The sequence below is a fragment of the Vibrio sp. QJM3NY_26 genome (genome assembly GCF_057786005.1).
This window is the reverse complement of the sequence record NZ_CM173515.1, coordinates 2,261,939-2,285,161: the sequence shown is the minus strand read 5'-3', so window position 1 is coordinate 2,285,161 and position 23,223 is coordinate 2,261,939. Positions and strand designations below refer to the sequence as shown.

The 23,223-nt window shown below is 43.8% G+C and carries 17 protein-coding genes and 1 riboswitch; of the genes, 10 read left to right on the top strand and 7 right to left on the bottom strand.

Annotation, left to right across the window (positions count from 1 at the left end):
- Positions 1 to 27 precede the first annotated feature (27 nt).
- The gene (gene aroA / locus AC3CH4_RS10015) at positions 28 to 1,308 is read left to right on the top strand and encodes a 3-phosphoshikimate 1-carboxyvinyltransferase (protein ID WP_488542913.1); all 1,281 of its coding nucleotides are present in this window, start codon (positions 28 to 30) and stop codon (positions 1,306 to 1,308) included.
- 62 nt (positions 1,309 to 1,370) lie between these two features.
- On the opposite strand, the gene AC3CH4_RS10010 is transcribed toward aroA, so the two are convergent.
- A complete protein-coding gene (locus tag AC3CH4_RS10010; protein WP_488542912.1) occupies positions 1,371 to 1,616 on the bottom strand; it encodes a YciN family protein in 246 nt (81 codons plus the stop codon).
- A 439-nt stretch (positions 1,617 to 2,055) separates the two neighbouring features.
- Here AC3CH4_RS10010 and topA point away from each other — a divergent pair, with 439 nt between their 5' ends.
- The 4 genes from topA (at position 2,056) to AC3CH4_RS09990 (ending at position 8,967) form a co-directional block, all read left to right on the top strand.
- Positions 2,056 to 4,686, top strand: a complete 2,631-nt coding sequence (gene topA, locus AC3CH4_RS10005; RefSeq protein WP_054547284.1) for a type I DNA topoisomerase — start codon at positions 2,056 to 2,058, stop codon at positions 4,684 to 4,686.
- 536 nt (positions 4,687 to 5,222) lie between these two features.
- Complete coding sequence (gene glgC, locus AC3CH4_RS10000; RefSeq protein ID WP_017078163.1) at positions 5,223 to 6,440, top strand: glucose-1-phosphate adenylyltransferase; 1,218 nt, start codon at positions 5,223 to 5,225, stop codon at positions 6,438 to 6,440.
- Positions 6,430 to 7,884 carry a glycogen synthase GlgA gene (gene glgA, locus AC3CH4_RS09995; RefSeq protein WP_488542911.1) on the top strand — a complete coding sequence of 485 codons (1,455 nt, stop codon included), beginning with the start codon at positions 6,430 to 6,432 and terminating at the stop codon, positions 7,882 to 7,884. Before glgC ends, glgA begins: the two co-directional genes overlap by 11 nt.
- Positions 7,885 to 8,169: 285 nt before the next feature.
- Positions 8,170 to 8,967, top strand: coding sequence for an alpha/beta fold hydrolase (locus tag AC3CH4_RS09990; protein WP_054547286.1), 798 nt, complete (start codon positions 8,170 to 8,172; stop codon positions 8,965 to 8,967).
- Positions 8,968 to 9,115: 148 nt separating this feature from the next.
- On the opposite strand, the gene AC3CH4_RS09985 is transcribed toward AC3CH4_RS09990, so the two are convergent.
- From AC3CH4_RS09985 to torD, 5 genes are all read right to left on the bottom strand, one after another.
- A complete protein-coding gene (locus AC3CH4_RS09985; RefSeq protein WP_372243976.1) occupies positions 9,116 to 9,433 on the bottom strand; it encodes a putative signal transducing protein in 318 nt (105 codons plus the stop codon).
- A 53-nt stretch (positions 9,434 to 9,486) separates the two neighbouring features.
- A complete protein-coding gene (locus tag AC3CH4_RS09980; RefSeq protein WP_004736447.1) occupies positions 9,487 to 10,167 on the bottom strand; it encodes a TVP38/TMEM64 family protein in 681 nt (226 codons plus the stop codon).
- Between the two features lie 135 nt (positions 10,168 to 10,302).
- A complete protein-coding gene (locus AC3CH4_RS09975; RefSeq protein ID WP_004736448.1) occupies positions 10,303 to 10,893 on the bottom strand; it encodes a TfoX/Sxy family DNA transformation protein in 591 nt (196 codons plus the stop codon).
- A gap of 127 nt (positions 10,894 to 11,020) precedes the next feature.
- A riboswitch (cyclic di-GMP riboswitch) is annotated at positions 11,021 to 11,106 on the bottom strand.
- Between the two features lie 170 nt (positions 11,107 to 11,276).
- Positions 11,277 to 12,281 carry an HTH-type transcriptional repressor PurR gene (purR, locus tag AC3CH4_RS09970; RefSeq protein WP_065204902.1) on the bottom strand — a complete coding sequence of 335 codons (1,005 nt, stop codon included), beginning with the start codon at positions 12,279 to 12,281 and terminating at the stop codon, positions 11,277 to 11,279.
- A 316-nt stretch (positions 12,282 to 12,597) separates the two neighbouring features.
- The gene (gene torD, locus AC3CH4_RS09965) at positions 12,598 to 13,245 is read right to left on the bottom strand and encodes a molecular chaperone TorD (protein ID WP_108149821.1); all 648 of its coding nucleotides are present in this window, start codon (positions 13,243 to 13,245) and stop codon (positions 12,598 to 12,600) included.
- Positions 13,246 to 13,529: 284 nt separating this feature from the next.
- On the opposite strand from torD, the gene torR reads away from it, so the two are divergent.
- Positions 13,530 to 14,243, top strand: a complete 714-nt coding sequence (gene torR / locus AC3CH4_RS09960; RefSeq protein ID WP_054547289.1) for a two-component system response regulator TorR — start codon at positions 13,530 to 13,532, stop codon at positions 14,241 to 14,243.
- Positions 14,244 to 14,469: 226 nt separating this feature from the next.
- Here the strand turns inward: torR and elyC are convergent, their stop codons facing one another.
- Positions 14,470 to 15,324, bottom strand: coding sequence for an envelope biogenesis factor ElyC (gene elyC / locus AC3CH4_RS09955; protein WP_171310799.1), 855 nt, complete (start codon positions 15,322 to 15,324; stop codon positions 14,470 to 14,472).
- Between the two features lie 115 nt (positions 15,325 to 15,439).
- Here elyC and cmoM point away from each other — a divergent pair, with 115 nt between their 5' ends.
- The 4 genes from cmoM (at position 15,440) to mukB (ending at position 22,932) form a co-directional block, all read left to right on the top strand.
- The gene (gene cmoM, locus AC3CH4_RS09950; protein ID WP_145565062.1) at positions 15,440 to 16,225 is read left to right on the top strand and encodes a tRNA uridine 5-oxyacetic acid(34) methyltransferase CmoM; all 786 of its coding nucleotides are present in this window, start codon (positions 15,440 to 15,442) and stop codon (positions 16,223 to 16,225) included.
- A 125-nt stretch (positions 16,226 to 16,350) separates the two neighbouring features.
- Complete coding sequence (mukF, locus tag AC3CH4_RS09945) at positions 16,351 to 17,688, top strand: chromosome partition protein MukF (protein WP_017078171.1); 1,338 nt, start codon at positions 16,351 to 16,353, stop codon at positions 17,686 to 17,688.
- The gene (gene mukE / locus AC3CH4_RS09940; RefSeq protein ID WP_488542910.1) at positions 17,669 to 18,475 is read left to right on the top strand and encodes a chromosome partition protein MukE; all 807 of its coding nucleotides are present in this window, start codon (positions 17,669 to 17,671) and stop codon (positions 18,473 to 18,475) included. Before mukF ends, mukE begins: the two co-directional genes overlap by 20 nt.
- Positions 18,472 to 22,932: a chromosome partition protein MukB gene (mukB, locus tag AC3CH4_RS09935; RefSeq protein ID WP_488542909.1), complete on the top strand. Its 4,461-nt coding sequence runs from the start codon at positions 18,472 to 18,474 to the stop codon at positions 22,930 to 22,932. The genes mukE and mukB overlap by 4 nt, the downstream gene beginning before the upstream one ends.
- Positions 22,933 to 23,223: the final 291 nt, after the last annotated feature.

Genomic DNA, 23,223 nt, shown 5'->3' with positions numbered 1-23,223 from the left:
CGGGTGGTACAAGGACTATAAGATTTAATGGAAAGCCTTACGTTACAACCAATTCAAAAAGTGAGCGGGGAAGTTAATCTACCTGGCTCAAAAAGTGTTTCCAACCGTGCACTTCTTTTGGCTGCACTTTCAACGGGAACCACGCGCCTAACAAACTTACTAGACAGTGATGATATTCGCCATATGCTGAATGCTTTAACGCAATTAGGTGTTGATTATCAGCTGTCTGCAGACAAAACCGTCTGTGAAGTGACGGGTGTGGGTGGTGCATTCTCAAGTGACAAAGCCCTAGAGCTTTTCTTAGGCAATGCGGGTACGGCGATGCGCCCGCTGGCTGCTGCACTTTGTTTGGGGCGTGGTGAATATGTTCTGACTGGCGAGCCTCGCATGAAAGAGCGACCAATCGGTCACTTAGTGACAGCATTGCAAGAAGCCGGCGCCGACGTTGAATACCTAGAAAACGAAAATTACCCACCATTGAAGATCACGGGTACTGGCCTTAAAAGCGGTACGGTTTCAATCGATGGTTCTATCTCTAGCCAATTTTTGACGGCATTTTTGATGGCTGCGCCTTTAGCTGAAGGTGAGGTAACAATCAAAATTGAGGGTGAATTGGTTTCTAAACCTTACATCGATATCACGCTACACATTATGAAACAATTTGGTGTGGATGTGATCAACAACGATTACCAAGAGTTCGTAATTCCGACTGGGCAATCTTACTCAGCACCGGGTGATTTCTTGGTTGAGGGTGATGCATCATCTGCGTCATACTTCCTTGCTGCCGCAGCGATTAAAGGCGGTGAGATTAAAGTAACGGGTATTGGTAAAAACAGTATCCAAGGTGATATCCAATTTGCTGATGCGCTTGAGAAAATGGGTGCAGAAATCGAATGGGGTGACGACTACGTGATCTCTCGTTGTGGTGAGCTGAAAGGCATCGATATGGACTATAACCATATCCCAGATGCAGCGATGACTATCGCAACGACAGCTTTGTTTGCTAAAGGTACAACGGCAATCCGTAATGTTTACAACTGGCGTGTGAAAGAGACCGATCGCTTAGCGGCTATGGCTACAGAGCTTCGTAAAGTTGGCGCAGAGGTCGAAGAAGGTGAAGATTACATCATCGTTAACCCTGTTGCTCAACTGACACATGCGGCGATCGATACCTATGATGATCACCGTATGGCGATGTGTTTCTCGTTGGTTGCCTTGAGCGATACTCGTGTGACAATTAATGATCCAGGTTGTACTTCAAAGACTTTCCCTGACTACTTCGACAAGCTGAAAATGCTGAGTCAATAAAAATGCTAAGCATATAAAGGTCCAGGAAGTAAAAAAGCTTGCCTAAATGGCAAGCTTTTTCGTTATTGTTGAAGCGTAAATTCTATTGAAAGATGGTGCGCTAAGTATTTAAACATGTTAAATACTGCGGTTGTATTCTCTGTCGGCATTCCATTGCTGTCTAAGAAGTATTCACCTTTGAAGATGAGGACATCGTCTTTTTCTACTACGCTGTTTGCGCGCATGCCTTCAATGTAGTCATCATGTGATTGGATAATTTGGTTTGCGATAAGCAGTAAATCAAATTCTGCTATTACTTTCTTTGTCATGAGTTTATCTCTGATAACTGAATATAACGTTGAGTTTATGGTGTCGAACTAGAAATTCAATGATTTCACAACCGATTAAGAGAGTCTTTTCAAACATCCACAATTTATTTTGTGATTTACGGCAAAAATAATTGAATGGGGCTCGCGTTAGATTCGCGGACAAGCTTAGTATGAGCCCGTTTAGACGTAATGCCTGATGAATAGGCTCTTGCAAGTATTCTTAGTGAGTACTTTATAGCTTCTTTATATTGTGCCCCTTTTCTCTATGAGTCGTCGAATTGTCGAGCGATCAGATCCAATTTTGAAAAAAGCGGTTGATCTTCTAGTAATCTCGCACAATAGTAAAAAAAGAAGCAATGAATTTAGAATATCATGCGTAAAAGCCCACAAGCTAAATTGTTGGTGCTGAAGCATCGTGATTAAGGACGTTAGAGTCAATATGGGTAAATCGCTCGTTATAGTGGAGTCGCCAGCCAAGGCTAAAACTATCAATAAATATCTTGGCAAAGACTTTGTCGTTAAGTCGAGTGTAGGTCACGTACGTGATTTACCAACGGCGGGTCAAAGTACTGGTCAAAAGGCTGCTGCAGTTTCAACCAAGGGTATGAGCCCAGAAGATAAAGCTCGTATCAAGAAAGAAAAAGATCGCAAAGCTCTCATTAAAAAGATGGGTATCAACCCATATCAAGAGTGGGAAGCGAACTACCAAATTTTACCTGGTAAAGAAAAAGTCGTTGCTGAATTGCAAAAACTGGCTGAGAACGCAGACCATGTTTATCTCGCAACCGATTTGGACCGCGAAGGAGAAGCTATCGCATGGCACCTTCGTGAGATCATCGGTGGTGATGAAACGCGATACAAGCGAGTGGTTTTTAACGAAATCACTAAAAATGCTATTCAACAAGCTTTTGAAACTCCAGGTGAGCTAAACATTGATGGCGTAAACGCACAACAAGCACGACGTTTTATGGACCGTGTTGTTGGCTTTATGGTGTCACCACTGCTTTGGAAGAAAGTCGCACGAGGCCTATCCGCTGGCCGTGTTCAATCAGTCGCTGTAAAACTACTGGTTGAGCGCGAGCGCGAGATCAACGCTTTTATCCCCGAAGAGTTCTGGGATGTGCATGCTGATACCAAAACAGCAGAGAAAACAGATTTCAGACTGCAAGTCGCTCAGAAAGACGGTGTTGCGTTTAAACCTGATAATGAAGCGCAAACACAAGCTGCAGTTAGCGTTTTAGAAAAAGCGCAATACGAAGTATGTAAACGTGAAGACCGCCCTACTAAGAGTAAGCCGTCTGCACCTTACATCACGTCTACGCTGCAACAAGCGGCGAGTACGCGTCTTGGTTACGGCGTGAAGAAAACCATGATGCTGGCTCAACGTCTGTATGAAGCGGGTTACATCACTTATATGCGTACTGACTCAACGAACTTGAGTTCAGAAGCTGTAGAAGCCGCTCGTGAATACATTGGTTCTGAGTACGGCGCGCAATATCTTCCACCTAAAGCACTTGTATACGGCAGCAAAGAGGGCGCTCAAGAGGCCCACGAAGCGATTCGTCCTTCAAGTGTAGATGTTAAGTCGGAAGACCTAAACGGCGTAGACGCAGACGCACACAAGCTATATTCACTGATTTGGAATCAATTCGTTGCTTGTCAAATGACACCTGCGCAATACGATTCAACGACAGTAAGCGTTAAAGCGGATGAGTACACGTTAAAAGCGAAAGGCCGTATTCTTAAGTTTGACGGTTGGACTCGCGTTCAACGTCCAATGGGCAAAAATGAAGATACTATTCTTCCTGCTGTACAGGTTGGTGAAAAGCTAGACTTAATCGCACTCGACCCTAAACAGCACTTCACTAAGCCACCAGCACGTTTCACTGAAGCTGCGCTAGTTAAAGAGCTTGAGAAGCGCGGTATTGGTCGTCCTTCAACTTACGCATCAATCATCTCGACGATTCAAGATCGCGGTTATGTAAAAGTTGAACAGCGCCGTTTCTATGCTGAGAAGATGGGTGAAATTGTTACCGACCGTCTAGATGGCAGTTTCAATGATCTAATGAACTATGACTTTACTGCTCGTATGGAGCAGAAGTTAGACCAAATTGCAGAAGGCGAAGCAAGCTGGAAAGGCGTGCTAGATAACTTCTTCGAAGACTTTACTGGCGATTTGGAAAAAGCGGATTTAGACGAAGATGCTGGTGGCATGAAGCCAAATCATATCGTAGAAACCGATATTGAGTGTCCAACTTGTAGCCGTAAAATGGGTATTCGTACGGCTTCGACAGGCGTATTCCTAGGTTGTTCTGGTTATGCACTTCCACCAAAAGAGCGTTGTAAGACAACAATCAACCTTGGTGATGAAGAAGGTATTATCAACGTTCTTGAAGAAGACGTTGAAACAGCAGCACTTCGAGCGAAAAAGCGTTGTCCTATTTGTGAAACGGCAATGGATGCTTATCTGATTGATGATAAGCGTAAGATGCACGTGTGTGGTAACAACCCTAACTGTGAAGGTTATGTGGTTGAACATGGCGAATTCAAAGTCAAAGGCTACGATGGCCCACTTGTTGAGTGTGACAAGTGTGGTTCTGACATGGTTCTGAAGAACGGTCGTTTCGGTAAATACATGGACTGTACGAGTGAAGATTGTAAGAACACTCGTAAGATTCTGAGAAATGGCGAAGTAGCGCCACCTAAAGAAGACCCAGTGCATTTCCCTGAACTTCCATGTGAAAATTCAGATGCGTACTTCGTACTTCGTGACGGTGCTTCTGGTCTATTTATGGCAGCGAGCAACTTTCCTAAATCACGTGAAACACGTGCGCCATTAGTGGAAGAGCTAGTGCGTTTTAAAGACCGTATTTCACCTAAATTCCAATACCTGACATCAGCACCGGTTGCTGATCCTGATGGCAAGCCGACAGTCGTTCGTTTTAGTCGTAAGACAAAAGAGAACTACGTTCGTACTGAAGCGGATGGCAAACCATCTGGTTGGACTGCGTTGTACATCGATGGTAAGTGGGAAATTACGGATAAACGTAAAAAGCCTAAAGAGAAGTAACTGAACGTTATTTGAAAAAAAGCAGCCATTAGGCTGTTTTTTTTTGACCAAAATACGACTAATTATGCAACTGGTTGATTTGCTGTGTCGATTGCGATAATTTATTAAATTCACAGGGTAAAATAAATGGAGATGATTAATTATATCTTCTTATGCAACTTTAACGAGAATGTAACTTAATTCAAATATTGTAACTCAAAGATCAGTGTTTAGTTGTATACCTGATGTGTGACGGGTGTTAATGTAATGTTTCGCCCGCACGGTGTAGTGTGAGCTGCTTTAAGTCTTAGGAAAGCAATCAGCTTACATAGCACAGAATGGCGTATTAAAAATTGAAATCGACCGAAAAGTCGATAACGTATATAAAACCAAGTGCAAAGAATAGTGCACGCATAACAACGTTTGGCTTAGGATATTGTCACTGTATGTGAATGAATATTCGTTAAGTACCGAAATAAGTGTTAGTGCTCATCCCCCAGAGGAAGACACCTCTACGAGTACTGACATCGACAAGCTATAGATATATGGAGAATAAAATGGCTGGTGTATTGGGAATGATTCTTGCTGGTGGTGAAGGCTCTCGCTTAAGACCTTTGACTGAATCTCGCAGCAAACCCTCGGTTCCTTTCGGTGGTAGTTACCGCTTAATTGATTTCGCTTTGAACAACTTCGTTAATGCTGATCTTATGAAGATCTACGTATTAACACAATTTAAGTCACAATCTCTGTTCCACCACATGAAAAAAGGTTGGAATATCAGTGGCATCACAGATCGTTTTATCGACCCAATTCCTGCGCAAATGCGTAAAGGAAAGCGTTGGTATGAAGGCACAGCAGATGCTATCTACCAAAATATGGGCTTTATGGAGCTGGAAGAACCTGATCAAGTCTGTATTTTTGGTTCTGACCATATCTATAAAATGGACATCAAACAAATGCTTGATTTCCATAAAGAAAAGAAAGCAGCGTTAACCGTTTCTGCACTGCGTATGCCGCTTGCTGAAGCATCAGAATTCGGTGTTATCGAGGTGGATGCTGAAGGCCGTATGATTGGCTTTGAAGAGAAGCCTGCAAATCCGAAGTCGATTCCAGGAGACCCAGAGTCTGCGCTCGTTTCAATGGGCAACTACGTGTTTGAAGCGAAAGAACTTTTTGCTGAACTAACGGAAGATGCAGATAAACCTGAATCTTCACATGACTTCGGGAAAGACATTATTCCAAACATGTTCCCACGCGGTGATGTGTTTGTTTATGATTTCAGCACCAACCGTATTACTGGTGAGAAAGAAGAAGTTTACTGGCGCGATGTAGGTACGATTGATGCGTACTGGCAAGCACATATGGACCTTCTTAAGAAAGATGCACCATTCTCGCTATATAACCGTAAATGGCCTCTACACACTTACTATCCGCCACTACCACCAGCTACGTTTACTGACTCGGCTAATGGTCGAATTCAGATCATTGATAGTCTTGTGTGTAGCGGTAGTTACGTACGTGGTTCGCGTATTGAAAAGAGTGTTTTAGGCTTCCGCAGCAATATCGCATCAGCGTGTGATATTAGTGAGAGTATTTTATTAGGTGATGTGAAGGTGGGCGAGGGTTGTATACTTCGTCGCGTTATCATTGATAAAGATGCAGACATCGCACCAGGCACTCAAATTGGTGTAAACCTGACAGAAGACAAAAAGCATTACCACGTATCTGACGATGGTGTAGTTGTTATTTCTAAAGGAGCGCGAGTTGGTTACTAAAACTCTCTCGGTACTTTTTGTAGCGTCTGAAGTTGAAGGCTTGATTAAAAGTGGTGGCTTGGCTGATGTAGCCAAGGCACTGCCGAAAGCGTTACAAACACTCGAACAGGACGTTCGAGTGACTATTCCCGCGTATAGAAACATTCCAAACATTGATGCAGCCGAAGTCATTTTATCGACCGAGCTCGATCATTGGCCTCATACCGCTTACCAAGTCAAAAAACTGAGTATAGAGGGTGTTCAAGTTTTTGGTATCGAATGTGCCAAATATTTCGACCGTCCAGAAATGTACGCAGAAAATAATCAAGCTTACGCAGATAACGGAGAGCGTTTCTCGTTCTTCAGTGCAGCCTGCCTTGATATGCTTCCTAAGCTTGGCTTCCAACCTGATATCATTCATGCAAATGACTGGCATACAGGCTTTGTTCCTTTTTTGCTTAAATCACGTTATCAACAACATGATTTCTTTGAAAATACATGCAGTGTTATCTCAATTCACAACGCGGTTTTCAAAGGTGTGTTCGCATACGATGAACTGCAATTTCTACCAGAAATGCATAGCTACAATGTGCCTGAAGCTTCAGTGAGTGACACGCATGTCACTATGCTGAGAGCCGGCGTGATGTGTGCTGATAAGGTGAACGCAGTAAGTCCAACGTATGCCGAGGAGTTGAAAACGGAATTAGGCAGTCACGGTATGGCAGCAGAATTCCAGTACAGATCCGCGGATCTTTTTGGCATTTTGAATGGTTGTGATTACGGAGCTTGGAACCCGGAAACGGACGCTTTCCTCCCTCGTAAATTCAAAGCGACAAAGCACAGCATGGTTCGTGGGAAGTCAGCTTGTAAGCAAAAACTGCAACAAGATGTTGGCCTCCCCGTCACCGATTGTGCGGTTTATGGCATGGTTTGTCGTTTGACTAATCAGAAAGGTGTTCATTACTTACTGCCTATCATCGAACAGTTTTTGAAAAACGATCTTCAGATCGTGATTGTCGGTACTGGTGATCCAGTTTTAGCGAGTCAGCTGAAAGAGCTGTCGGCACTTCACTCAGATAAGTTCTCGTTTGTAGAGGCGTATAATAATGAGCTTGCGCACTTAGTTGAAGCGGGTTCTGATTTCTTCTTGATGCCTTCGGAGTTCGAACCTTGTGGCTTAAACCAAATCTACAGCATGGCTTACGGTACGTTACCGATTGTTCGCTCTGTGGGCGGTTTAAAAGACAGTGTGAATGATTACGATCAGGATCCCGAGATAGCGACCGGCTTTGCTTTTGAAGAGCCAACACCGCAAGCGTTACTGGCAGTATTGCATCGTTCATTACTACTTTATGCACAAAACCCCGCTGAAATTAAGCGTGTTCAACTTTACGCTATGCAACAAGATTTTAGTTGGGAAGATGCGGCAAAAGAATACCTTACGATGTACCATTCTGCATTTTAACGTGCTGAATTAGCTGTAAAATAAGCTGATGTATAACAACTGAACTTAATAGTAGAAGGCGCTCTGATAGTAGAGTGCCTTTTTGTTTTCTGGTCAGATCACATCACGTTTAGGAAGACAAAACTTGCAAACTCATTTTAGTCAGGTAGAAAAGGTGGGGTAGGTATTCACATGACTAATGTTAGGTTTGACACTATTATCACTTAAATTTCTTGATTGCGTGATATCCTTAGCCATCGCCTTGTGATGAGGCAGAGCTCCATTCCAATAATTAAAGCGATAGGTATGTCTGAGAGTTTACTATTTCATAAAACATTTACTCACCCTACGAGCGATGAGTGGGTTGTATTTGTGCATGGCGCAGGAGGCAGTTCCTCCATCTGGTTTAAGCAGATCAAAGCGTATAAACAGCACTTCAACTTGCTTCTCATTGATTTGAGAGGGCATGGTAAATCAGACAACATCCTCAAAGGGCTGATTTCGAATCGTTATACGTTCAAATCGGTGACGCTTGATATTCTTAAGGTGTTAGACCATCTGAAAATCCGTTCTGCACACTTTGTAGGTATGTCTTTGGGCACGATTATTGTCCGTAATGTCGCAGAGCTAGCGGCTGGCCGTGTGCGTTCAATGGTACTGGGTGGTGCCGTGACTAAACTCAACACTCGCTCTCAAGTCTTAATCAAGTTGGGTAACTTGAGTAAGCACATCATTCCTTATATGTGGTTATACAGCCTTTTTGCTTACGTTGTGATGCCACAAAAAAGCCAAAAAGAATCACGTCACCTGTTTATCCGCGAAGCCAAAAAACTGTGCCAGAAAGAGTTCAAGCGCTGGTTTATCCTCACGGCTGATGTAAACCCATTGATGAAATACTTCAAAGACCGAGAGTTGCCGATTCCAACTTTGTATTTGATGGGCGAGCGAGACTACATGTTCATCAAGCCAGTAAAAGAAATGGTAGAGGCGCATAAGTCGAGCGAGCTAGTAGAAATTCCGAATTGTGGACACGTATGTAACGTAGAAAACCCTGAAGAATTCAATCAACGATCTATCGCTTTTATTCAAAAGCAAATTCAGTGATTATCTCGATTCTTCACCAGAACAGACGCTCGAATAGAATTGAGACAAAAACGGGAAGCTAATTTTAGCTTCCCGTTTTTATTTGGAGGAGGTATCTGACCGAGTGGTTATAAAAGGCCGTTGGAGCCACTTTACCTTTCAAAACCTGCTATTCAGGTGAAGCAGCACCGCACTGCCAACAAGAACCAAATTGTGCTTCGTTGACTTCATGACATTCTCCGCAACGCCACTCTTCATAAATGATTGAATCTTGCTGTTTCTGGTAGTCATTAACAACTGCCCAGGCTTTGCTCGCCAATTCTGGCTCATATAACCATACGTAGGGGTCAGTTTCTTCGGTAAATGGGATTTCCCCTTTCAAACCGAATAACCCTTCACCACGGACTTCACACGCAATATTCACACTTTCTAGTAATCCACGGATGATGTGGGCTTCTGTCGGATTCGATGCACTGAAGATTTTCATTGAGATAGAACCTTATCTGGCTATATGCGTTATTAAGCTATTATAGGTATACGTTATTCAGCCACAGGTGCTGAGCGAAATTTATTCATCAACCATTTAGCAATGATTGGGAATACACCCAGTAAGGCAAATGACAATAGTACTGAAGGGGACACGATACCCGAAAGTGAATCAATTTCCGCGAGTTGAGTACCAGCATTCAAGAAAACGGCAGTACCCGGTAACATTCCTATTTGACTTGTAATGTAATAGCGACTCACAGACATCGGTGTTAGACCCATCAACAGATTGATAAGGAAAAATGGGAATACAGGAATCAGACGCAGAGAAAACAAGTAAAATGCTCCGTCTTTTTCAACGCCCTTGTTAATCGTTGCTAATTTGTCACCAAATTTGGTTTGGATCCAGTCACGTAAAAGGTAGCGGCTACTTAGAAATGCGAGGGTTGCACCAATGGCACTGGCGAAAGAGACCAGCAGCAAACTATTCCAGAAACCAAATAGCGCAGCTCCTAACAGGGTCACAACAGCAGCACCAGGAATTGAGAAAGCAGTAATCATTACATACGCGACAAAATAGATAGCAGCGGCAGCAATGAAGTTGCTATCAATGTAGTCATTTAAAACGGCTTGTTGGGCCTTGGCATTTTCAAGCGTTAGGTATTGGCCGAAATTGACGCCTAACAAGACGATGGTTACGACCAACACAATACCCAATATCATTTTCTTACTCATTGATACTTCCTCTAAATTTTCAATGTATACCATTAGTATAGACAGACAGGCAAAGCATAGATTAACTTTCAGCAGATATAAAAAAAGCCGCAGTAAATGCGGCTTAGTTATGTATATAGTTTTTCACTTACAATGTTAATTGACGCGATTGATAAGCTCTTCACGACGCTGCTGCGGTATAACAGACCAATGTGTGCCATTGATCGCGCCTTCTAGCGCCCAAAGTAGTTCAATACTGACAGAAGACGCATGTGATTCTTTGATGGCGTTAAATGCGTTTACAGAGCCAGATTCATATAAACGTTCTACGGAATCGATCCCTGCTTTTTTCAACATACGCTCAGTGGCGAGTCGAAGGTTGGGCAGATCTTTGAGTCGAGTAGGCTTAGCTGAAGATTGCTCAGCTTTTTCTTCTTTAGCAAAACCCAGAGACGTCGTTGCAAGCTGCAAGATTTTCTCTTGGTCTTGCCACAGGCCTTCGGGTAAAGCGAAATATTTAGTAACGACAGGGAAACCACGTTTTTTGTAGACGTACGGTTGAAAGCCTTGTTGTTCGAACTGTTTCGTTGTGCATTTGTCTGCTCGTATGTGCAGCTGGTCATTTACAACCAGAGCAAACATAGTGTCATCAGCAAAAAGACCGAAGCCACCAAACATCGAGCGTGATTTTATTTTTCCTAGGGATTCAAATAATTTCATTGAATCCTTTAGTATCGGTTTATCCATGTTATTTATCTCGGTGTATTTGAACTACGCCACCAAATAAGCAGGTCCGAGAGATTAGCAAAATGTTGCAATTAAATTGTCAATTAGCCGTAAATTACTAAATTATTAGTAGTTACTGCATTTTGCCATCGGTAACCCCGCTACCATACCAACGAGTGGTTTAGGCCGGAAGCTTTGCGTCTCACTCTTTCAAGTGATTTGCCCTGTGCGTGACTGATTGAATAGAATAAAGTTTTTGTTGAATGAGGCTCACACTTGTTATTTCAAAATGTGATATTGCTTCAATTAATGATCTTTCCAGTATGATACCAGGTTCATTCATGTTGTTGATAAAAAAAGCGCACCTAAAGGTGCGCTTAATTATATTAAACTGAATTTATCAATTAATTTAACGTTTTAACTGTGCTTCGCTCAACAATTTCAGGGTGCATTTCGAACACACGCTTTTCATGGTCTTTATCTTTAATGCGTTCTAACAAAATTTCGAAAGCGTTCTTACCAACACGACGTTTGGGTTGGTGAACCGTTGTTAACGGTGGAGAGAAGTATTCAGCCAACTCGATGTTGTCATAGCCGATCACTGAAATATCTTCAGGGATACGAATTCCTTTCTCTTGCAATCTGCTCATTAGGCCGAGTGCCATTGTGTCGTTAAAACAGAATACGGCCGTTGGGCGATCTACCATCTTAATGATTTTCTCTGCAGCAAGAACCGCAGTATCACACTCGAAGTTACCTTCAATGATCATGTTATCATCGGTAGCAATCTTAGCTTCGTTGAGTGCGCGTTTGTAACCCGCGATGCGTTCAACACATGCCGCTTTGTCTAAGTGGCCACTTAAACAAGCAATCTTGGAGTGACCGTGCTCAATGAGGTATTTGGTCGCTAGGTAACCACCTTCCTCAGAGTTGTCGATGATCTTATCTGCTTGAGAACTCTCAGGGCCCCAATCCATAATCACTTTAGGAATGTCAGCGTGACGGTCTAACATGCCTCTTAGCTCTTCAGTTAGGTCAGAACACATAACTAAGATGCCATCTACACGTTTCTCTGCAAGCATTCGAATGTAGTCACGTTGCTTCTCATAGATACCGCCCGTATTACACAGAATCAAAGTGTAACCTTGACGGTAGCAGTAGCTTTCAACACCATCGATAACTTCAGAGAAGAATAGGTTAGTTGATTGAGTAACTAGCATGCCGATAGTGCGGGTTGTATTGCACTTCAAACTACGAGCAACGGCACTTGGTGCATAGTTCAGTTCGTCTACGGCTTTATTTACTTTTTCTTGCGTCGCTTCTGCAACAAAGCGAGTTTTGTTGATTACGTGAGAAACGGTTGTTGTTGATACGCCTGCTAAGCGAGCGACATCTTTTATAGTGGCCATGGTTTTATCCTATTAGAAGCTACTTTCCCAAAGTACGGAATGAAGTAGCCGTTAAGCTACCTAACTAAGAGCTTAAATTTGTAGGGCTCTTTGGGTACTAAAGTGCTAAAAAACAAAAAACCGCTATTGAGCGGCTTGTCTTAACACCGAAATGCTCAAAACTATAATAAGCATAGCATTTCGTGAATGTTTCATATTTTATCGTTTGCGGTCACAATTTTAGACTGACTAGAAATTACTCGCAATAAAATTCACCCGGAAATCCGGGTGAATTGTCACATTCTTCTGAATTTATTTAACGAGTCATCCAATAAGCTTATTCACCAGCGAGGTATTGGGTGTCCAATTTACAGAATGCAAGTAGCAGAGATGAGACTGATGCGTAGAAACCGAATTCGTCAACGTCATGACATTTAACGTTGAACTTTGGTACCCAAGTAAGAAGTTGTTGCTCGATAAATTGCTGTTGAACAATGAACGATTTCTCTAGCTCTTCTTCAAGTTCCGTTTCATTAGAACGGATGATCAAGTTGCCAAGGAAGTCGAGTGCGATAGCGATGTGGTCAGCTGGTTCTTTTAGGTCTTGGTTCACCACTAAGTTGTGCTTGGCCATGATCTCTTCCATATCTTTTGCTGGCTTATCATTCAAAAGGCCAGTCTCACCGATATACATAGAAGCGTAAGGAAGTGCGCCATGCTTATCTGTTTTTAAGAATAAGTCACAGAAGTCAGCAGACAATTCTAGTTGAGCATCCTCACGCGTTTGTAGGCGGTTTAGCGCATCCACTAGGCTATCGATCGCCGGCTTTAGTGTTTCATTTTCGCCTAAACCAGTTAGGAAAGAACGAATTTCAACAGAGTGGTAGTGATCGAGTTCTTCTTGAGTGAGCTCTTTAGCGAATAAGCTTGATAGCCACCAGTATATTTCTGCTCTTTGCTCGTTGAACGCTTTCGTATCTTTCATTTCTTAGATCCTGATTTAGTCTTGTGGTGTTACTTATATGCATCTTGAAGTTACTTGTGCAAAGCACACCAAGGCTGAATAACAAGGTTATTTGCGAAACGCAAAGTTACTCGTTAGTAGTAATGCCTATATTGAATTGCGATGGACGATAAATAGCAAGGTTTAAGATTGTCTTGTATCAAAAAAGATCCATGTTTCTGGCTTTTATCTTGTGTACCACTAGAATTGTTACGAGTTATGAATAGAATAGTCACTGAAACTATTAAATAAGAAAAGTGGTGTAGATGAGCTATCACGTATTAGTCGTAGAAGATGATGTGGTAACCCGCAGTAAACTGGTCGGATACTTCCAGAACGAAGGTTACACAGTAAGCGAAGCGGAAAGCGGCGCTCAAATGAGAAACGTGTTAGAAGATAATAACGTTGACCTCATTATGCTGGACATCAACTTACCAGGCGAAGATGGATTGATGCTAACTCGCGAATTACGCAGTCAATCAGACATTGGAATTATTTTAGTTACTGGACGCACGGATAGCATCGACAAAATCGTTGGCCTTGAAATGGGCGCTGACGATTACGTTACTAAACCCTTCGAACTTCGCGAGTTATTGGTTCGAGTTAAAAACCTACTTTGGCGCATTTCTGCCGCTCGTAAAACAGCAGCAGGTAAGGTTGAAGAGACTGAAGACGAATCTGTGGTTCGTTTTGGTGAGTGGACGTTTGATATCCCTCGTCGTGCGCTAAGCAAAAACGGCGAACCGGTAAAACTGACTAAAGCTGAATATGAACTGTTGGTTGCGCTCTCTTCTTACCCTAACCAGGTATTAAGTCGTGAACGCATTCTGAATATGATCAGCCACCGAGTGGATGCTCCAAACGATCGAACTATCGACGTGTTAATCCGTCGTATGCGTGCGAAGATGGAGTTTGACCCTAAGAATCCACAAATTTTTGTAACGGTTCACGGTGAAGGTTACATGTTCGCTGGTGATTGATTTCCTTTAGGAATGACTAATCAACAACGATATTTAAACGTAAAAAGCCGAGACATCATTGATGTCTCGGCTTTTTTATTGTTTAGCTTTTACTGTTTACGAACTGGAAACCTGCAAATTACTTGGTTAATCAGTTTTGCCTATCTGGTCGAGTCTACAGATAAAACTATGTTTACAGGTAAGATTATGTCTACTGATAAGATCCAGTTTACTTATTCGGTTGAGTTTATTGAGGCTGCGCCGCAGAAATACCACCGTCATCTTCAACTAAGCGAGATGTTTCAGGAACAACAATGGGTTCTTCAACGGTGTCATTACTTGTATCAAGCCAATCACGCAGGCTTTGCCACATCAACCCCATTGTTTCGTGCCAGTAACGCTCAGTTTGTTCAAGGTAAAGAGCTTTGGGCATGTACTTATTCCAAGGTTCAACAATCCCTTCTTGTGCAAGGTAGTTGGTTGGTGCTGGTAATGGCCTCATGCCGGCAGCATGGAATTCATTCAATGCGCGAGTCATATGGCTAGCGGAAGTTACCAGTACCATTCTTTTATTTTTAACGAACGCAGCGGCTTGGCGGGCTTCTTCCCAAGTGTCTTTTGCTGTTTCAAGCAGAATGATATCGGGCTTTGAGACACCTAGTGCCAACGCAACTTTGGCCATCATTCTAGCATTGCTCACTTCAGTGCCTGCGCCATAGCCCGACAAAATGAGTTTTGCACCAGGGTAAAGGCGTAGAATACGAATCCCTTCACTTAAACGCATTAGACCGGTGCGACTAAGCTCTGATGTTGGTGGGATTTGGTCGTCTACGACGTGACCACTTCCGAGAACCATCACGTAATCGATGGTTTCATCGACAGGTAAAAAAGCGGTGTGTTGCCTTTCCATTGGCATTAAAAGTTGATTAGAAACTGGCTGGAAAGCGATGAGGAAAATACCACAGAGGGCTGAAAGGGTGATTAGGCAACCCGTCTTCCTTTTGGTAGTAAACATCACTAGGGCTAAACCCAGAAAAGCGAGAATTAACATTGCTGGCAGTGGCATCAGTAACGAAGACACTACTTTTTTCAGCTCAAACATATCCGAATAGTCCGAAAAAACATCACTTAGTAGTAAAAAGAGACATCGCCTCTTTATTCCTGAAATTCCTGTGACAGAATAGCAGGCACGATAGGACATAATAACTCAAGTAGCCGTGACTGAAGACCGTAATTTCGACGATATTGCCCACAAATTTGCAAAAAACATTTACGGCTCTGACAAAGGAGAGATCCGTCAGATCATCGTATGGGAAGATTTAGAACAAGCTTTGAGCAAATTTGAGCAATCAGCTTCGCCGCTGCATGTGCTTGATGCTGGAGGCGGCCTTGCGCAGATGTCGCAAAAAATTGCGTCGCTTGGGCATAACGTTTCTCTTTGCGACCTCTCTTCTGAAATGCTGAAGCTAGCAGAAGAAAGTATCAGCGAAGCGGGTTTGTTAGATCAGTATCGATTCATCCATTCTCCGGTACAAAAAGTCGCAGAACATCTCGATGAGAAAGTCGATTTTTTGATGTTTCATGCCGTAATGGAATGGCTCGCAGATCCTAAAGAGGCGCTTGATTTATTGTTGGAGCAAGTAAACCCCGGTGGCGTTGCTTCGATAATGTTTTACAACCACCACGGATTAGTCCTGAAAAATGTGATTTGTGGCAACATTCCTCATGTATTGAATGGGATGCCACATCGAAAACGGTTTAAGCTGCAACCACAAAAAGGCTTGAAGCCAGAAGAGGTTTACCAATGGATAGAAGACGCCGGTCTAGAAATCTGTGGTAAATCAGGCATTCGCTCTTTCAGTGACTACATAGGTAATATGGAGTACATGGGCGATTACCAATTTGAAGATGTATTGGAACTAGAAAAACAGCTATGTCGCCAAGAGCCATATCTGTCGCTAGGCCGTTATATTCACGTTTGGGCTCAAAAACCTGCGCAATAACTGCGGTGAATGTGGTAAAAGAAGCCACAACATGCGCTATGCAATTGTAACAAGCCCGCGTCATAAAGAAATAGGCGTCATATCTAATACGTTCGATATGACGAAGAACAGTAACAGGAACCACAATGAGTGAAATGACTCAAACTGCCGAAGAGCAGCCAATTGATGAGTTGGTGGGCTGGGTCAAGCAGCATGATTTTTCATTAAACTTGCCACCAGAGCGCTTAGCATTTTTGATTGCTATCGCAGTACTAAGCAATGAAAGGTTCGATGAAGAGTTGGGCGAAGGTGAACTGCACGATGCATTTACCATTGTCACTCGCCTGTTTGAAGATACTGGCGAAGCGTCTGCGTTTCGTGCCAACAATGCCATCAATGAGCTAGTTAAACAGAAGTTGATCAGCCGCTTTACCAGTGAAATCACCGATGGTGCGAGCATCTACCGCTTATCACCGTTGGCCGTTGGTATCTCTGATTATTACTTACGTCACCGTCAGTTCTCTAAATTAAAACTGTCTATTCAGCTTTCTATGGTTGCCGATGAGATGGCAAAAGCCATTGAAGCTGCGCAGAAGGGCGGAACTCCGGGGCATTGGAAAAAGAACGTTTACGGCGTGCTCAAATATTCAGTTGGTGAAATTTTCGATCAGATTGATCTTAACCAACGTGTTATGGATGAGCAGCAACAAACCGTTAAGCAGCAAATTGCCGATCTTTTAAATAAGGACTGGCGAGAAGCGATTAATAACTGTGAAGCTTTGCTATCAGAAACTTCTGCGACGCTAAAAGAATTGCAAGATACCTTGCAAGCGGCCGGTGACGAACTGCAAACCCAGATCCTCGATATTCAAGAAATTGTGTACGGTGACGATGAACTCGAGTTCGTAGGCGAAACCTTGTTTGGTTTGCAAATGAAACTCGATCGAATCACAAGTTGGGGCCAACAGGCGATCGACTTATGGATCGGTTATGACCGTCACGTGCATAAGTTTATCCGTACCGCGATTGATATGGATAAAAACCGTGCCTTTAGCCAACGCTTGCGTCAGTCGGTTACCGACTACTTTGATGCGCCTTGGCTACTGACCTATGCCGATGCTGAAAAGCTGACCGATCTTCGTGATGAAGCGCTCGTGCTTCGTGATGATGAAGTGATGGGACAAGCGCCAATCGACGTTGAGTACGAAGAATTTGAGCAAGTGAATGATCTGCTTTCAGAACGAATTGCAGAGATGTTAAAAGCTCACAAACAGCAAGGCGCGCCAATTGACCTTGGCCTTGTGCTACGCGATTACCTCGCAGCACACCCTCGCACACACCATTTTGATTTAGCCAGAATTGTTGTCGACCAAGCCGTGCGCTTAGGTTACTCAGAGTCTGACTATCAGGCTATTCAGCCGGATTGGCAGGCAATCAATGATTTCGGTGCAAAGGTACAAGCAAATGTCATTAACAAGTACTGATGATTACATGCCAGAGAAACTGGTAAAAGCGATAGCGAACCCGTTGTTCCCTGCGCTAGATAGCATGCTGCGTTCAGGTAAGCATGTTTCAACCGAAGACCTAGACAACCACACGTTGCTTTCTGATTTTGAAGTGGAACTTCAGCATTTTTACCAACGCTACAATACGGAACTGGTAAAAGCGCCGGAGGGTTTCTTCTACCTGCGTCCGCGTTCTACGTCTCTGATTGGCCGTAGTGTGTTGTCTGAGCTAGACATGCTGGTTGGTAAGGTGTTGTGTTTCTTATACCTAAGCCCAGAACGTCTTGCTCATGAAGGTATCTTCACCAATCAAGAACTGTTTGATGAATTGATGTCGTTAGCGGATGAGAAAAAGCTCATGAAGCTAGCAACGAACCGCGCATCTGGTTCTGACTTAGACAAAGAAAAGCTCTTTGAAAAAGTACGTACTTCTTTGCGTCGTTTACGCCGTATCGGCATGCTGATTGCGATTGGTGAAACCGGCAAGTTCCGTATCAGCGAAGCGGTATTCCGCTTTGGCGCTGACGTTCGTGTTGGCGACGATATGAAAGAAGCGCAATTACGTCTTATCCGTGATGGTGAAGCTGTGGTTCATACCCAAGAACCTAACCAAGGCAGCTTGTTGAATGAAGAACAAGCAGAAGCGGTATCAGAACTAGAAGCAGATGTAGACGAAAACGGTCAACAAGACATTTTTAACGATCAAGCTGACTTTGACTTAGAGTCGAACGATGGTGAACAAACAAAAGTAGAAGGTGAAGCATGATTGAAAGAGGCAAGTATCAATCATTAACCATGATCAATTGGAACGGCTTCTTTGCTCGCACTTTTGATATTGATGGATTGGTTACAACGCTTTCTGGCGGTAACGGTGCAGGTAAGTCGACCACAATGGCGGCATTCATCACAGCATTAATCCCTGACCAAAGCCTTCTCCATTTCCGTAACACAACGGAAGCGGGCAGTTCACAGTCATCTCGTGATAAAGGCCTTTACGGCAAGCTTCAGCCGGGCGCATGTTATGCGGCGCTAGATGTGGTGAACTCTCGTAACCAACGCCTATTGTTTGCAGTAAAACTGCAGCAAGTAGCGGGTCGTGATAAGAAAGTAGACATCAAACCGTTCGTAATCCAAGGCCTTCCAAGCCATGTAAAACCAACGGATGTGTTGATTCAGAACGTTTCAGACAGCCATGCTCGCGTATGTCAGTTAAACGACGTAAAAGCGGCGGTTGCACAATACGAAGGCGCGCACTTTAAAGCGTTTTCTTCGATTGTTGATTACCACTCACAGATGTTTGAATACGGTGTAGTACCGAAGAAATTGCGTAACAGCAGCGACCGTTCTAAGTTCTACCGCTTAATTGAAGCATCACTTTACGGTGGTATTTCTAGTGCGATTACGCGTTCTCTGCGTGATTACCTTCTACCGCAAAATGGTGGCGTGAAGAAAGCATTCCAAGACATGGAATCAGCACTACGCGAAAACCGCATGACGCTAGAAGCGATCAAAACGACTCAGTCGGATCGTGACTTGTTCAAGCACTTGATCACGGAGTCTACGAACTACGTGGCAGCAGATTACATGCGCCATGCCAACGATCGTCGCAACAAGCTTGATCAAACTATGAAGTTCCGTGGTGAACTATTTGGTTCTCGCGAAACCTTGCTTGATCAAAACAACTTGTTGAACCGCGTTCAAGAAGAGCTTGAGCTGTTGGTCGATCAAGAATCGGCACTAGAGCAAGATTATCAAGCGGCTTCGGATCATCTTCAATTGGTTCAAACTGCACTGCGTCAGCAAGAGAAAATTGCTCGCTACAGTGAAGATTTAGAAGAGCTTAATGAGCGTCTCGAAGAGCAGATTATGGTGGTTGAAGAAGCTCAAGAACGAGTACTTCTTGCTGAAGAGCAGGCAACCATTACTGAAGAAGAAGTGGATAGCCTGAAAACTCAGCTTGCTGACTACCAACAAGCGTTGGATGTTCAGCAGACTCGTGCGCTTCAATACCAGCAAGCGGTTCAAGCATTAGAGAAAACGAAGCAGCTACTTGGTGATGAGTCTATTACTGCAGAAAGCGCATTAACTCTGGTTTCTGAGCTAAAAGCACAAGAAGAATCAAGTACTCAAACTCTACTGGCGACGAAACATAAGCTCGACATGTCTTCTGCTGCCTCTGCACAGTTCGACAAAGCGCTGTCTTTGGTTAAGAGCATTGTTGGCGATGTTGAGCGTAAAGATGCGTCTCACAGTGCTAAACAAGCCCTAGAAAAAGGCCGCAATGCCAAACACGTTGTTGAAAATGAACAACAGTGGCGTGCTCAGCACCGCGATATAGCTCGTGATGTAGCACAGCAGCGTCAAGCAAAAGAGCTTGCGATCGAATATCAAAAACAACATAACGTTTCGCTGACTGACGAAGCGGTTTTCGATGAAGAACGCGAACGTCATACCATGCAGATCGAGTCTCTAGAGTACGCTCAAGAAGAACTGCGTGAAGCGAAGAGTGAGCAACGTCGTGTACAACTAAACTACGACCAAGAGATTCAGAAGCTTGAATCAATTGCTCCGGCGTGGATTACAGCTAACGATGCACTTGAAGCGCTAAGAGACCAAACAGAAGCTGAGCTAGAAGACAGCCAAGCAGTGATGACTCAAATGCAGCAAGTGCTTGAAGACGAAAAGTCTCAAGCAGTAGCAAAAGATCAGCTAGCCACTCGCCGCGCTGAACTTGAGCAAGAAATTGAGCGTTTAGCATCTCCAGGTGGTTCAAACGATCCTCGTTTGAAAGGTTTAGCGGATACGCTTGGTGGCGTTCTGCTTTCTGAAATATATGACGACATTACCATTGGTGATGCACCGTATTTCAGTGCGATGTACGGTCCTGCTCGTCATGCGATTGTGGTCTCTGATCTTGATGGTATTAAAGAGAAGCTGGTGGATCTTGATGATTGTCCAGATGACCTTTACATCCTTGAAGGTGATGTCGACGCATTTGATGACAGCTCATTCAATGCTGATGAGTTAGAGGGCGCGGTGTGTGTTCAGCTGAACGATCGCCAAATGCGTTACTCTCGTTTCCCTGAGATCCCGCTATTTGGACGTGCGGCTCGTGAACAACGTTTAGAGAAATTGCGTGAAGAGCGTGATGTTGTTGTGGAAAACCACGCGAAAGCGGCGTTTGATGCACAAAAGCTGAATCGCCTATACCAAGCATTCAATAGTTTTGTTGCTAAGCACCTACACGTTGCGTTTAACGCTGACCCTGAACAGGCACTAGTGTCTATTCGTGACAAGCGTAACCAGATTGTACGTTCTTTGGCTGAATTAAATTCTAAAGAGCAACAGCAACGTAGTCAGCTACTACAAAGCAAGCAGGCATTAGGTGCGCTAGACAAATTAGCACCAATGGTTCGTATTTTAGAAGACGAAACATTGGCTGAACGCCTAGCTGAATTAGAAGCGCAACTAGAGCGCTTGAGCGAAGCTAAGTCGTACTTGAACAACCATGGCAAGGCACTGGCGTCTTTAGAGCAGATCGTTTCTGCACTAGACGCAGACCCTGAACAGTTCGAGACACTAGAAGCACAATACCAACAAGCTGACCAAGCTCTACAAAGCCTGAAAGGTAAAGTGTTTGCTCTGTCTGACTTGATTGAACGTCGTCACTACTTTGCCTATGCGGATTCTGTTGATCTTCTAAACAAGAGCAGCGAACTGAGCGAGCAATTAAAAGCGAAATTGGTTCAAGCTGAACAAGCTCGAACGAAAGGCCGTGATGGCTTGAAACAAGCTCGTGAACAGATGAACCAGTACAACCAAGTATTGGCAGCACTGAAGAGCTCACATCAAGCGAAGCAAGAAACGGTTCAAGAGTTCAAACAAGAGCTACAAGAGTTTGGCGTAAATGCTGATGAAGGCGCTGAAGAACGTGCTGTACGTCGTCGCGATGAACTGCACGAACGTCTGCATACTTCTCGTGGGCGTAAGAGCGAATACGAGCGTACGATTACATCAACTGAACTTGAGATGAAAGCACTGGCCAAGCGTCTTAAGAAAGTTCAGAAAGAGTACACAGAGCTTCGTACCTTCGTAGTTGCAGCAAAAGCAGGCTGGTGTTCAGTACTTCGTTTAGCTCGTGAGAATGACGTTGAACGTCGTTTACACAAGCGTGAACTGGCTTACCTAACGGCGGGCGAACTTCGCTCAATGTCAGACAAGTCATTGGGTGCGCTACGTCTGGCTGTCGCTGACAATGACGACTTACGCGATTCGCTGCGTCTCTCTGAAGACAACGCGCATCCAGAACGTAAGGTTTTGTTCTACATTGCGGTTTACCAACACCTTCGCGAGCGTATTCGCCAGGATATTATTCGTACGGATGATCCGGTTGAAGCTATCGAAGAGATGGAAGTTGAGCTAGCTCGACTAACAGAAGAATTGACGCAGCGTGAAAATCGCCTGGCAATCAGCTCTGAGTCCGTAGCAAGTATCATCAAGAAAACGATTCAGCGCGAGCAGAACCGTATTCGAATGCTGAACCAAGGTTTGTCTAACATTTACTTTGGTCAGGTTAAAGGCGTACGTCTGAACGTTAAGATCCGTGAAAGCCACGAGATCTTGCTATCAGGGCTAGCGACTCAACAAGAGCAACACAAAGACTTGTTTGAATCAACGCGCTTTACCTTCTCAGAAGCGATGGCGAAGTTGTTCCAACGAGTGAACCCGCATATCGATATGGGTCAACGTTCTCCGCAAGTTCTGGGTGAAGAGCTACTTGATTACCGTAACTACCTAGAGCTGAGTGTTGAAGTTAACCGTGGTTCAGATGGTTGGTTACAAGCGGAATCGGGCGCACTGTCTACGGGTGAGGCGATCGGTACGGGTCAGTCAATCCTATTGATGGTTATTCAGAGCTGGGAAGAGGAATCTCGTCGACTTCGCAGTAAAGACATCGTTCCATGTCGTTTGTTGTTCCTTGATGAAGCAGCACGTCTGGATTCTAAGTCGATCTCTACGCTGTTTGAACTGTGTGACCGCTTGGGTATGCAACTTCTGATTGCAGCACCTGAAAACATTAGCCCAGAGAAAGGTACAACCTACAAACTGGTTCGTAAGGTCTTCAAAGATCACGAACACGTACATGTTGTTGGCCTGCGCGGTTTTGCTCAAAACAAACCAGCATCTCCAGTTCAAGAGCTTATCGAAGAAACTGAGCAATAACTTTGATAGCTGAGCTATAACCTTGATAGCGCAGCTATAAGCTTGAAAGTGACTCAATGATATTTGTTCAAAGCCCCTAATCATTAGGGGCTTTTTTGTACCTAGAATCTAATTCCTTACTTCTTACTTCTACAGCAGAACCCCTCCTGCCTAATCCTCTCATCGATACTGATAAGACCTCTCATACCTTATGGTTATTATCAATGGAACTTGTTTGAGGTCACACGCACAAAACCACAAATAATGTATGGTAATGATATGAATTTAATAATATTAATAATATTGTATTAC

What these genes read in the sequence shown, in the direction of transcription:
- aroA (WP_488542913.1), top strand. Translation starts at nt 28, where the DNA reads ATGGAAAGCCTTACGTTACAACCAATTCAAAAAGTGAGCGGGGAAGTT.
- AC3CH4_RS10010 (WP_488542912.1), bottom strand. Translation starts at nt 1,616, where the DNA reads ATGACAAAGAAAGTAATAGCAGAATTTGATTTACTGCTTATCGCAAAC.
- topA (WP_054547284.1), top strand. Translation starts at nt 2,056, where the DNA reads ATGGGTAAATCGCTCGTTATAGTGGAGTCGCCAGCCAAGGCTAAAACT.
- glgC (WP_017078163.1), top strand. Translation starts at nt 5,223, where the DNA reads ATGGCTGGTGTATTGGGAATGATTCTTGCTGGTGGTGAAGGCTCTCGC.
- AC3CH4_RS09990 (WP_054547286.1), top strand. Translation starts at nt 8,170, where the DNA reads ATGTCTGAGAGTTTACTATTTCATAAAACATTTACTCACCCTACGAGC.
- AC3CH4_RS09985 (WP_372243976.1), bottom strand. Translation starts at nt 9,433, where the DNA reads ATGAAAATCTTCAGTGCATCGAATCCGACAGAAGCCCACATCATCCGT.
- AC3CH4_RS09980 (WP_004736447.1), bottom strand. Translation starts at nt 10,167, where the DNA reads ATGAGTAAGAAAATGATATTGGGTATTGTGTTGGTCGTAACCATCGTC.
- AC3CH4_RS09975 (WP_004736448.1), bottom strand. Translation starts at nt 10,893, where the DNA reads ATGGATAAACCGATACTAAAGGATTCAATGAAATTATTTGAATCCCTA.
- purR (WP_065204902.1), bottom strand. Translation starts at nt 12,281, where the DNA reads ATGGCCACTATAAAAGATGTCGCTCGCTTAGCAGGCGTATCAACAACA.
- torD (WP_108149821.1), bottom strand. Translation starts at nt 13,245, where the DNA reads ATGAAAGATACGAAAGCGTTCAACGAGCAAAGAGCAGAAATATACTGG.
- torR (WP_054547289.1), top strand. Translation starts at nt 13,530, where the DNA reads ATGAGCTATCACGTATTAGTCGTAGAAGATGATGTGGTAACCCGCAGT.
- elyC (WP_171310799.1), bottom strand. Translation starts at nt 15,324, where the DNA reads ATGTTTGAGCTGAAAAAAGTAGTGTCTTCGTTACTGATGCCACTGCCA.
- mukF (WP_017078171.1), top strand. Translation starts at nt 16,351, where the DNA reads ATGAGTGAAATGACTCAAACTGCCGAAGAGCAGCCAATTGATGAGTTG.
- mukE (WP_488542910.1), top strand. Translation starts at nt 17,669, where the DNA reads ATGTCATTAACAAGTACTGATGATTACATGCCAGAGAAACTGGTAAAA.
- mukB (WP_488542909.1), top strand. Translation starts at nt 18,472, where the DNA reads ATGATTGAAAGAGGCAAGTATCAATCATTAACCATGATCAATTGGAAC.